The 10,598-nt window shown below is 71.8% G+C and carries 10 protein-coding genes and 1 rRNA gene; 7 read left to right on the top strand and 4 right to left on the bottom strand.

What is annotated here, in order from left to right; all coding sequences use genetic code 11:
- Positions 1-29: 29 nt before the first annotated feature.
- A complete protein-coding gene (locus ABD205_RS20980) occupies positions 30-977 on the bottom strand; it encodes an alpha/beta fold hydrolase (protein WP_344048294.1) in 948 nt (315 codons plus the stop codon).
- Positions 978-1,090: 113 nt separating this feature from the next.
- Here ABD205_RS20980 and ABD205_RS20975 point away from each other — a divergent pair, with 113 nt between their 5' ends.
- The 7 genes from ABD205_RS20975 to ABD205_RS20945 all read left to right on the top strand — a co-directional run bounded on the left by ABD205_RS20975 (position 1,091) and on the right by ABD205_RS20945 (position 8,246).
- Positions 1,091-2,314 carry a PucR family transcriptional regulator gene (locus tag ABD205_RS20975; RefSeq protein ID WP_344048292.1) on the top strand — a complete coding sequence of 408 codons (1,224 nt, stop codon included), beginning with the start codon at positions 1,091-1,093 and terminating at the stop codon, positions 2,312-2,314.
- Between the two features lie 79 nt (positions 2,315-2,393).
- The gene (locus ABD205_RS20970) at positions 2,394-3,587 is read left to right on the top strand and encodes an acyltransferase domain-containing protein (RefSeq protein WP_344048290.1); all 1,194 of its coding nucleotides are present in this window, start codon (positions 2,394-2,396) and stop codon (positions 3,585-3,587) included.
- On the top strand, positions 3,587-4,582 hold the full coding sequence (locus ABD205_RS20965) for a beta-ketoacyl-ACP synthase III (protein WP_344048289.1): 996 nt from the start codon (positions 3,587-3,589) through the stop codon (positions 4,580-4,582). Before ABD205_RS20970 ends, ABD205_RS20965 begins: the two co-directional genes overlap by 1 nt.
- 48 nt (positions 4,583-4,630) lie before the next feature.
- Positions 4,631-4,882 (top strand): acyl carrier protein, encoded by a 252-nt coding sequence (locus ABD205_RS20960; protein ID WP_344048287.1) that lies wholly within the window; start codon positions 4,631-4,633, stop codon positions 4,880-4,882.
- Between the two features lie 41 nt (positions 4,883-4,923).
- Positions 4,924-6,189 carry a beta-ketoacyl-[acyl-carrier-protein] synthase family protein gene (locus ABD205_RS20955; RefSeq protein WP_344048285.1) on the top strand — a complete coding sequence of 422 codons (1,266 nt, stop codon included), beginning with the start codon at positions 4,924-4,926 and terminating at the stop codon, positions 6,187-6,189.
- Entirely contained in the window at positions 6,186-7,607 is a 1,422-nt protein-coding gene (locus ABD205_RS20950; protein WP_344048283.1) for an acyl-CoA carboxylase subunit beta, read from the top strand. The genes ABD205_RS20955 and ABD205_RS20950 overlap by 4 nt, the downstream gene beginning before the upstream one ends.
- A gap of 36 nt (positions 7,608-7,643) precedes the next feature.
- Entirely contained in the window at positions 7,644-8,246 is a 603-nt protein-coding gene (locus ABD205_RS20945; protein WP_344048281.1) for a hypothetical protein, read from the top strand.
- A 12-nt stretch (positions 8,247-8,258) separates the two neighbouring features.
- On the opposite strand, the gene ABD205_RS20940 is transcribed toward ABD205_RS20945, so the two are convergent.
- From ABD205_RS20940 to rrf, 3 genes are all read right to left on the bottom strand, one after another.
- Positions 8,259-8,789 (bottom strand): DUF3145 domain-containing protein, encoded by a 531-nt coding sequence (locus ABD205_RS20940; RefSeq protein ID WP_344048280.1) that lies wholly within the window; start codon positions 8,787-8,789, stop codon positions 8,259-8,261.
- Positions 8,790-8,995: 206 nt separating this feature from the next.
- Positions 8,996-10,219, bottom strand: coding sequence for a tetratricopeptide repeat protein (locus ABD205_RS20935; RefSeq protein WP_344048279.1), 1,224 nt, complete (start codon positions 10,217-10,219; stop codon positions 8,996-8,998).
- A 79-nt stretch (positions 10,220-10,298) separates the two neighbouring features.
- Positions 10,299-10,415, bottom strand: a 5S ribosomal RNA gene (rrf, locus tag ABD205_RS20930).
- Positions 10,416-10,598: the final 183 nt, after the last annotated feature.

Genomic DNA, 10,598 nt, shown 5'->3' with positions numbered 1-10,598 from the left:
ACAGGGTGCACAAGCGCCGACTCGGCGTTTCAGGCCAGCTCGGACGCGGAGTCGACGGAGCTGAGGTGGTCGTGGCCGCCGTTCTTGAGCAGCCGGCGCCACCGGGCCCGGGAGTACGTCGCGGGGACGGTCGAGTCCATGAAGCCGGTCAGCAGGTCGACGAACGCGTCGGGGTGATCCCGGTGCGGGAAGTGACCGGCGTCCTCCAGGACGGTGACCTGGGCGCTGGGCGCGATCTCGCGTGCGGTGTCGGCGTGGCGGGCCGGCAGGACGCGGTCGTCGGCACCCCACACGATCCACAGCGGCATCGCCTCGGTCAGGTATGCCCGGTCGCTCATCGTGACGTTCTGTCCGCGCCAGTCGATGACGCCGGTCACGAGCTTGTGCACGGCGTACCGCTTGCCCGCATCCTTGAAGGAGTCCAGGATCGCGGCGACCTCGCCGAGGTCGCGCAGCTCGCGGACACCGATCCGGCTCAGCAGCTTGAGCGCCGCGACGTTGACCTGGCGCACACCGGGGGCCGTCAACGCTCGCAGCACGAGGTCGTAGCCCGGCAGCCCGAGCGACCGGATCAGCGCCGAGACCTCGTTGCCGAGGCCGCCCGGGTCGACCAGCGCGAGCCGCTCGGTGCGCTCCGGGAACTGGTAGGCGAACTGCATGGCGACGGCGCCGCCGAAGCTGTGCCCGAGGACGGTCACCTTGTCGATCCCCAGGACCGTGAGCAGGTCGCGCATCCCGTTGGCATAGCCGCCGGGGCTGTAGTCGCCGCGCGGCTTGTCGGACTCACCGTGACCGAGCAGGTCGGGTGCCAGCAGGGTGTAGCGCCTGGCGAGGCGGTTCCACACCGGGTCCCAGGTGTGCCGGTCGCAGCCGAGCCCGTGCAGGAGGAGGAGCACCGGGGCCGTGCCGATCGGCCGGCCGCCCAGCGCGTACGCGCGCCGGTGGCCGTGGACCGTCACGAACTGGGTCTCGGGCATCGGGCTCCTTCCGGACGTGAGGTACCCAATCGCAGGAAACTCACAGATCAACGATTCAACCACGCGAGGGTCACGTCATCATCGAACCAGGGGACGAATGGGAGGATGTCGTCGTGACGGCCACCACCCCTCCCCTGCACAACGAGGAAGCGCCCGCCGCCCGCGCCCGCCGGCTGCGCAGTGCGGAGGCGTTGCAACGTGCGACCGGACGGCTCGCGACCGCCGCCACGGCACGGATGGACACGGCCATGCCGTGGTTCCGCGATCTCAAGGCGGAGGACCGGTCATGGGTCGGCCTCATCGTGCAGGCCGGCATCAGGGGCTTCACGCAGTGGTACGGCGGGGAGCCCGGCACCCGCGTGGAGGGAGCCGACCTCGCGGCATCCGTCTTCGGCGCCGCGCCCCGCGCGCTCGCCGGCCTCATCACGCTGCGGCAGACCGTCGACCTGATCCGACTCTCCATCGAGGTCGTGGAGGGCAACGTCGACGACCTCGTGGAGCCGGAGGACGCGCCCGACGTCCATCGCGCCGTGTCGCGCTACGCCCGCGAGGTCGCCTTCGCGACGGCCGAGGTCTACGCCCGGGCCGCCGAGCAGCGCGGCGCCTGGGACGCCCGGCTCGAGGCCCTCGTGGTCGACGCGGTCCTGCGCGCCGAGACCGACGACTCCGTGCTGTCGCGGGCGAGCGCGCTCGGCTGGGCGGGTCGGGAGTCGCTGACCGTGGTGCTCGGAGCGGCGCCGGCCCGGCGTACCGAGACCGACGTGTTCGACGACGTCCGGCGCAGAGCGCGATCGGCCGGGCTCGACGCGCTCTGCGCGATCCAGGGCGAGCTCCTCGTCGTCGTCCTGGGCGGCAGCTCCGATGCGCGTACGGCGGCCGGAGCCGTCGTCGGCATGTTCGCGCCCGGACCCGTCGTCGTCGGCCCGGTCGCCGACGACCTGTCCGGAGCTCACGTCTCGGCCCGGGCCGCGCTGGCAGGCCACCGAGCCGCCAACGGCTGGCCCGGTGCGCCGCGACCCGTGCTCAGCAGCGAGCTGCTGCCCGAGCGCGCTCTCGCCGGCGACGCCGACGCCCGCGACCACTTGGTGGAGGAGGTCTACGGACCGCTCGTGCACGCCCGCGCGACCCTGATCGAGACCCTGTCGGCCTACTTCGCCGCCGGCGGCTCCCTGGAGGCCGCGGCCCGTGAGCTCTTCGTCCACCCGAACACCGTGCGCTACCGGCTGCGCCAAGTGGCGGACCTCACAGGCTTCACTGCGACCCGGCCGCGCGATTCGCTGACCCTGCAGATCGCCCTGGTGCTGGGCCGTCAGGCGGCGGCGAGCGACGTTTTGTAGGAACCCTCCAAAGTTCGCCCGGTCAGTTTCGTGCGTGCCGGACACGCGTGACCGACCGGTATCCAGGCAGGGTGGTCACGTGCTCGTCATCGTCGCCCCCGGCCAGGGGGCCCAGACCGCCGGTTTCCTGACGCCCTGGCTGGAGGACCCGGCCTTCGCCTCCCGCTTCGACTGGCTCGCCACCGTGGCCGGCCTCGACCTCGTCCACTACGGCACCCAGGCCGACGACGAGACCATCCGCGACACCCGGATCGCGCAGCCGCTCCTGGTCGCGACGGGACTCGTCGCAGCGCTGGAGCTCTTCCCGCACCCAGCGGACGCGTTCTCCCGGATCGGCGCGGTCGCCGGTCACAGCGTCGGTGAGCTGACCGCAGCCGCGGGTGCCCGAGCCATCACCGCCGAGCAGGCCATGGTCCTCGTCCGCGAGCGGGGCCGCGCGATGGCCCAGGCTGCCGCGACCACGCCGACCGGCATGACGGCCGTCCTCGGCGGCGATCGCGACGAGGTGCTCGCCGCGATCGAGCGGCACGGCCTGACCGCCGCCAACGACAACGGGCCGGGCCAGATCGTCGCGGCCGGCACCCTGGAGCAGCTCGAGGCGTTCAAGGCGGACCCTCCGGCCAAGGCGCGGCTCGCACCGCTGAGCGTCGCCGGCGCGTTCCACACCGAGCACATGGGGCCGGCGGTCGGCCACCTGGCGGCCCTGGCCCGCTCGGTGTCCGTGCACGACCCGCGCGTTCGCGTCATCTCGAACAAGGACGGCCAGGTCGTCCACTCCGGCGCCGAGGTGCTCAAGCGCATCGTCGGCCAGATCGCCAGCCCCGTCCGCTGGGACCTCTGCCTCGAGACGATGACGGACCTCGGCGTCACCGGCATCCTCGAGATGCCGCCGGCCGGCACCCTCACGGGCATCGCCAAGCGGAACCTGAAGGGGGTCGAGACGTTCGCCCTCAAGACGCCCGACCAGCTCGACGCAGCCCGCGCCTTCTGCGAGAAGCACGGTGAGGAGGGCGCCTCGGGCGTCCTCGACACCTCGCCGACCTGGCGGATGGTCGTCGCGCCCTCGAAGGGCACGTTCCACCTTGCAGAGACGGCCACCGGCGTCGACGTACTCTCCCCCGGGAGCACGATCGGCGACATCGTCAGCCTGCGCGACCGCATCGTCGTCACCGCTGCGCACGGTGGCCAGGTCGTCGAGTGGCTCGTCGAGGACGGCGACCTCGTCTCCCCCGGCCAGCCGCTGGTCCGCCTCCACCCCGAGGGCGTGGCCTGATGGCCGGCCTGTTGGCCCCCGCCGGCGCTGCCAACGCGCGGCTGCTGGGCCTCGGCGTCTACCGCCCGTCCCGCGTCGTCCCCAACAGCGAGATCGTGGACGCGATCGACTCGACCGACGAGTGGATCCGGACGCGCTCCGGCATCGTCGAGCGCCGCTGGGCGACCCCCGAGGAGACCGTCCAGGTCATGTCGGTCGCGGCGGCGAAAGACGCGCTCGCGGACGCCGGCGTCGACGCCCGTCAGATCGACTGCGTCATCGTCGCCACCGTGAGCCACCTGTCCCAGACCCCCGCCATCGCGACGGCCATCGCCCACGAGCTCGGCACCGAGCAGGCGGCGGCGTTCGACATCTCGGCGGCGTGCGCCGGCTTCTGCCACGGCGTCTCGATGGCATCGGACTTCATCCGCGGCGGCAGCGCCCGCCACGTCCTCGTGATCGGCGTCGAGCGGCTCTCGGACATCACCGACGGGACCGACCGTGGCACCGCATTCATCTTCGCCGACGGCGCCGGCGCGGTCGTGGTCGGGCCCAGCGATGAGCCGGGCATCGGCCCTGTCGTCTGGGGCTCGGACGGCGAGCGCGCGGACCTCATCGCCCAGCGCGAGCTGTGGCCGGAGGCGCTGGCCACCGGCCGGATGCCGCACCTGACGATGCAGGGAAACCCGGTGTTCCGCTGGGCCTCCTTCGCGATGGCGAAGATCGGCCTCGAGGCGCTCGACCGCGCGGGGCTGACCGTCGACGACCTCGACTGCTTCGTCCCGCACCAGGCCAACATGCGCATCGTCGACGCACTCGCGCGCTCCATGAAGCTGCCCGAGCGCGTCCGCATCGCCCGCGACATCGCCGAGATGGGCAACACCTCGGCGGCGTCGATCCCGCTCGCCCTCGAGCGGATGAAGCGCGACGGCGAGGCGAAGAGCGGCGACACCGCGCTGTTCATCGCCTTCGGAGCCGGCCTCGCCTACGCGGCGCAGGTCGTCATCGTCCCCTGATCGGCACCACCCATCGAGCACCGTGCTCACCCACCTGAAAGGAACAACATGCCCAGCACCGAAGAGATCCGCGCCGACCTCGCCGAGATCGTCAACGAGGTCGCCGGCGTCGATGTCGAGGACGTCCAGCTGGACAAGTCGTTCGTCGAGGACCTCGACGTCGACTCGCTCTCCATGGTCGAGGTCGTCGTCGCCGCCGAGGAGAAGTTCGGCGTGTCGATCCCCGACGACGAGGTGAAGAACCTCAAGACCGTCGGTGACGCCGTCTCGTTCATCGAGCGCGCCTCCGCCAACGCCTGATCCCGGCGTCTGATCCACCACCCTTCGAACGCAAGGTCGTCATGAGTCGCACACGAGTCGTCGTCACCGGGCTGGGGACCACCAGCCCCGTCGGCGGAGACGTCCCCAGCACCTGGGACGCCCTGGTCGCCGGTCGCTCCGGAGTCCGCGCCCTCACCGAGGAGTGGGCTGCGGCCCTCCCGGTGCGGATCGCGGGCCGGATCGCCGTCGAGCCCAGCGAGGTCCTCGACCGGGTCAAGGCCCGCCGGCTGGACCGCTCCGCCCAGTTCGCCATGATCGCCGCGATGGAGGCCTGGCGCGACGCCGGGTTCACCGGGCCGGCGTCCGAGGTCGGACTGGACGGCGACCGTGTCGGCGTGGCGATGGCGTCGGGGATCGGTGGCGTGACCACCCTCCTCGACAACTACGACATCCTGCTCGAGAAGGGGCCGCGGCGGGTCTCACCGCTCGCGGTGCCGATGTTGATGCCGAACGCACCGGCGGCCAACATCAGCCTGTACGTCGGTGCGCGGGCCGCCGTCATCACCCCGGTCTCGGCCTGCGCGTCCGGCAACGAGGCGATCGCCCACGCCGTCGACCAGATCCGTCTCGGCCGCGCCGACGTCGTGGTCGCCGGCGGCACTGAGGCAGCGATCCACCCGCTCCCGATGGCGGCGTTCGCGAACATGATGGCGCTGTCGAAGACAGGGTCGGAGGAGGGCGGCGACCCGACGGCGACCAGCCGTCCGTGGGACACCGCACGCGACGGGTTCGTCCTGGGCGAGGGCGCGGGCGCGCTCGTCCTGGAGCGGCTCGAGCACGCCCAGGCCCGCGGCGCGCGGATCTACGCCGAGGTCCTCGGTGCCGGCATCACCGCCGACTCCCACGACATCGCCCAGCCCGACCCGGCCGGTCGCGGCGGCTCCCGCGCCATCCTGCGAGCACTCGAGGAGGGCGAGGTCGACCCCGCTGACATCGTGCACGTCAACGCGCACGCCACCTCGACACCGCAGGGCGACATCGCCGAGGGGCTGATGCTGCACGCCACGCTCGGCGCCCACGCGACCGACGTCGTCGTCACCAGCACCAAGTCGATGACCGGCCACCTGCTCGGCGGTGCCGGCGCGCTCGAGGCCGTCGCGACGGTCCTCGCTCTGCACCACCGCGTCGCGCCGCCGACGATCAACCTGGACAACCAGGACCCGGCCGTGGAGCTCGACATCGCCACCAAGGCCCGTGACCTCCCGCTCGGCGACATCGCCGCGCTGAACAACTCCTTCGGCTTCGGTGGGGCCAACGTCGCGGTGGCCTTCGGGAGCCCGTCGTGACGGCCGTCCAGGAGAAGCCGGCTCGGGTCGACGACCCGCGGTACCCGCTGACCCGGCTCACCGCGCTGCTCGACGAGGGCAGCGTCGAGCTGGTCTCGCCGCTCGACAGCTCCGGCATGCTCGCCGCGAAGGGCACCATCGACGGCTCTCCGGTCGTCGCGTTCTGCTCCGACGCGACCGTCATGGGCGGCGCGATGGGCGACGAGGGCTGCCGCGTGGTCGTGGACGCCTACCACCTCGCCCTCACCGACCGGATCCCGATCATCGGGCTGTGGCACTCGGGCGGCGCGCGTCTCGCCGAGGGCGTCCTCTCGCTGCACGCCGTCGGCCGCATCTTCCAGGTGATGACGCAGGCGTCCGGTCTCATCCCGCAGATCTCGGTCGTGCTCGGCCCCGCGGCCGGCGGAGCGGCGTACGGGCCCGCGCTGACCGACGTCGTGATCCTCGGCCCCGAGGGCCGCATCTTCGTGACCGGCCCCGACGTGGTCCGCTCCGTGACCGGCGAGGACGTCGACATGCTGCGGCTCGGCGGTCCCGAGCCGCACGGCCGCCGCTCGGGCGTCGTGCACATCCTGGCCGACACCGAGCGCGACGCGCTCGACCGTGCCCGCACCGTCGCGCACCTGCTCGGCGCACAGGGCAGCCTCCACCTCGACCGTGTCGAAGACCTCGACCTCGAGGCTCTGCTGCCGGAGTCGAAGAAGCGCGCCTACGACGTGCACCCGCTCGTCGACCACCTGCTCGACGAGGGCACCGTCCAGGAGCTGCACGCCCGCTGGGCGCCCAACATCGTCACCGCGCTCGGTCGCCTCGGCGGCCGGACCGTCGGCGTCGTCGCCAACAACCCGCTGCGCCTCGGCGGGTGCCTGGACTCACTCTCGGCGGAGAAGGCCTCGCGGTTCGTGCGCATGTGCGACGCGTTCGGGGTTCCGCTGGTCGTCCTCGTGGACGTGCCCGGCTACCTGCCCGGTGTCGGGCAGGAGTGGGACGGCGTCGTACGTCGTGGAGCGAAGCTGCTGCACGCCTTCGGCGAGTGCGTCGTGCCCCGCGTCACGCTCATCACCCGCAAGACGTACGGCGGCGCCTACATCGCCATGAACTCCCGGTCCCTGGGCGCCACCAAGGTGTTCGCGTGGCCCGGCGCCGAGGTGGCCGTCATGGGTGCCGTCGCCGCCGTGCGGATCCTGCACCGCCGCAAGCTGGCCGAGGTCGCTCCCGAGATCCGCGCCCAGGTGGAGGCGGAGCTCGCCACCGAGCACGAGCGGATCGCGGGCGGGGTCGACAAGGCGGTCGAGATCGGTGTCGTGGACGAGGTCGTCGCGCCCGTCTCGACACGGACGAGCATCGCCCGGGCGATCTACGACGCGGTCCAGGCCGACGGCGTCCACCGCGGGCGGCACGGCAACATCCCGCTCTGACCCGTAACCAGCCGGGCGGAGCCGCGTTGGACCGGTGTGAGGCCGATCACCATTTCCGCCCGGCTGCGCACACCACCCCGGCTGCCGACGGTCGCGTCCGTCCTGCTGGGGCTCACCCTGGGACTGGCGCCGGGGCTCTCCCCCGTCGGGCGGGCATCGGCCGCTGAGCCGACGCCCGCCCAGTTCGCGGCGATGGGCAGCACACGGGCGCCGGCGTACCGGCTGCCTGCGGGCTGCCACTGGTATCGCTACTCCTACCACGTCTCCCCGCCGGAGCCGGAGTGGTCACTCGAGCTCTTCATCAGCGACGCCGCAGGTGTCGCGCAGGCATCTGACGTGGTCATGTCCGGCGCCGACCCGACGACCGGCAGCAAGCGCTTCCAGCTGTGCGCGAGCAACACCGCGGCGCCGGGGCTCTTCACGATCCGCGGCCGGTTGACCTACCGCCACTACGCGACCGCGCCGCTCGTCGACCAGACGCGCGACTACTCCGGTTGGATCGCGACCTCACACTTCCGGGTGACGAAGCCCGGGAAGCGTCACCCGACCGCGGCCTGCGTCAGGGCGCGCAAGAAGGCTCAGCGGCTCCAGACGCCGAAGGCACGACGCGCCGCTCATCGCGCGTGCCGTCGTCACTGACGCCGCGTGGCGTCAGACGACCTGGTGCAGCCAGCGCACCGGCGCGCCGTCGCCCGCGTGGCGGAAGGTCTCCAGCTCGTCGTCCCACTGCTTGCCCAGCAGCTTGTCGATCTCGACGAGCATGGTCGTGTCGCCGAGCGCCGCCTTCACGACGGCAGCCTTCAGGCGATCCTCGGGGATCATGATGTCGCCGTGCAGGCCGGTGACCGCGTGGAAGACTCCGAGCTCAGGCGTGTAGGAGTAGCGAGCGCCCTCGGAGCCGGACGTCGGCTCCTCCGTGATCTCGAAACGGAGGTGCTTCCAACCCTTGAGGGCCGAAGCGACCGCAGCGGCCGAGCCGACCCCGCCGGTCCAGGACAGCTCGGCCCGATAGGTGCCGACCTGAGCGGGCTGCGGCGTCCAGTCCAGGCTCACGGAGACGCCAAGAACGCCGCCGACGGCCCATTCGACGTGCGGGGTCAGCGCTGAGGGCGCCGAGTGCACGTAGAGCACGCCTCGGGTGGCGGGACGCGAGGCGCTGGACGTGTTGGTGTAAGCGGTCACCGTGTTCTCCTTCGTTCCGGCGTGGAGCTTCGCCTTCCCCAGCGGTCTCCGCATGGAACGAGTCAGATCTGTAGCCGCTCAATGACAGGTATGTAGTTCTGCTGCACATTGTGACGCATGTGAGCCCTGAGCACCAGTGTTACACGCCATCACGCAGTCGACACGACGCGGGACGTGGCTCACGGCACTCAGGGCCCACCGTCGCGTCAGTCGCGCCCGACCTCAAGCGCAGCAGCACGCTCGGCGGCATCGGTCAGCTCGTCGCTGTCGATCGCGAACGTCCGGTGGAACCACGTCAGCGCGTCGGTCTGACGTCCCGCCGTCTCGAGCGTGTCGGCATACGCGTAACGCAGCCGGACGACCCACGACGCACGGCTCTTGCTCATCAGAGGCGCCTGCTCGAGCACACGCAGGGCTGCGTCGAACTGCCCCATGTCGCGCCTCGCGCCGGCCTCGACGATCGTCATCTCGGCCTTCGCCTCGGGTGCGAAGTTGGCAACCGACGGACTGTGGGCGAGCTTGATCGCCTGCTCGGGCTGCTTCAGAGCACGGTGGCAGTCGGCCATGATCGGCAGGTACGCCGTGGCGCCGTTCATCCGCTTCGCCGCTCGCAGCTCCGCGAGTGCCTCCGAGTAGTGGCCAGCAGCGTACGCCGCTTCGCCGAGCGCCTCACGCACGACCGCGAGCCGCTGCGCCCGGCTCTTGGCCGCCTTCGCATGCTGGTAGGCAAGCTCCGGGTCGGAGTCGATGAGCGCGCCGGCGGCCGCCAGGTGACGGGCCACGCGCGCGGCGAGCTTCTCCGGCAGACCCTTCAGCTGGGCGGCGACGGAGCGATCGAGCTCCTTGCCGGTCACCCACTCGGGCAGCTCCGGTCCGTCGTACGCCCGCTGCTCGGACGTGCGGGGGGCGTTCTCGCTCCGGACCGGTCGGTCCTGCCGTGCCCGCGGCGGACCCTTCCGCTCAGGCCCTCTGCCCTCGGAGCCGCGGGCACCCGTGCTCCTGCGGTCGTCGCTGCGGCGGTCGGCACCCTGACGGGGAGCGGCCTTGCGGTCGTCGCTGCGCCGGTCGGCACCCTGACGGGGAGCGGCCTTGCGGTCGTCGCTGCGCCGGTCGGAGCCCTGACGGGGAGCGGCCTTGCGGTCGTCGCTGCGCCGGTCGGAGCCCTGACGATCAGCGCCACCTCGCGCGGGTGCGCCGCCCTTCGCGGGCGGGCGCCCGGCCGAGCCGGTCCCACTCCGCTTGTCAGTGCCCTTCGAGTAGTCCCTCGAGCCCTTCGCGGAGCCTGCAGCGGGCGCTCCATCGGTGCCTCGGCGGGTGGGACGGCCTTGGCCGGTGGACTTGCCACCCGCCGACGACCCTCCGCGGGTCGACCCGCCTCGTCCTGCACCGGCAGCCTTCGCCGGGCGTCCCGAGCGTCGGTCCTCAGCCACGGTCAATCCCCTCTCACGCACCATTGGTCCGAAATACAGCGTAGGGGCCACCCAAAGGTGGCCCCTACGACAAAAGTATGTCCGGCGGCGTCCTACTCTCCCACAGCCTCTCGGTTGCAGTACCATCGGCGCTGAAGGGCTTAACTTCCGGGTTCGGGATGGGACCGGGTGTTTCCCCTTCGCTATGGCCGCCGTAACTCTAGTTCGACTCACCCATCACGACGCCTGGGGCGTTGCGTGGGGTCGAAAGCCACTATTCATGTGTCACTTCGCCTCGCCGGCCCGCCGTGATGGCGCGCCGGGGCGTGGTGTGGTTGTTGTGGACGCGAGCACAGTCGAGCTGTGTCTTGTGTTGTGCGCACTTGACGGTGTTGTTGGT

This window comes from Nocardioides panacihumi, assembly GCF_039530925.1.
GTDB classification, from domain to species: Bacteria; Actinomycetota; Actinomycetes; order Propionibacteriales; family Nocardioidaceae; genus Nocardioides; species Nocardioides panacihumi.
This window is presented reverse-complemented; position numbering and strand designations above follow the sequence as displayed.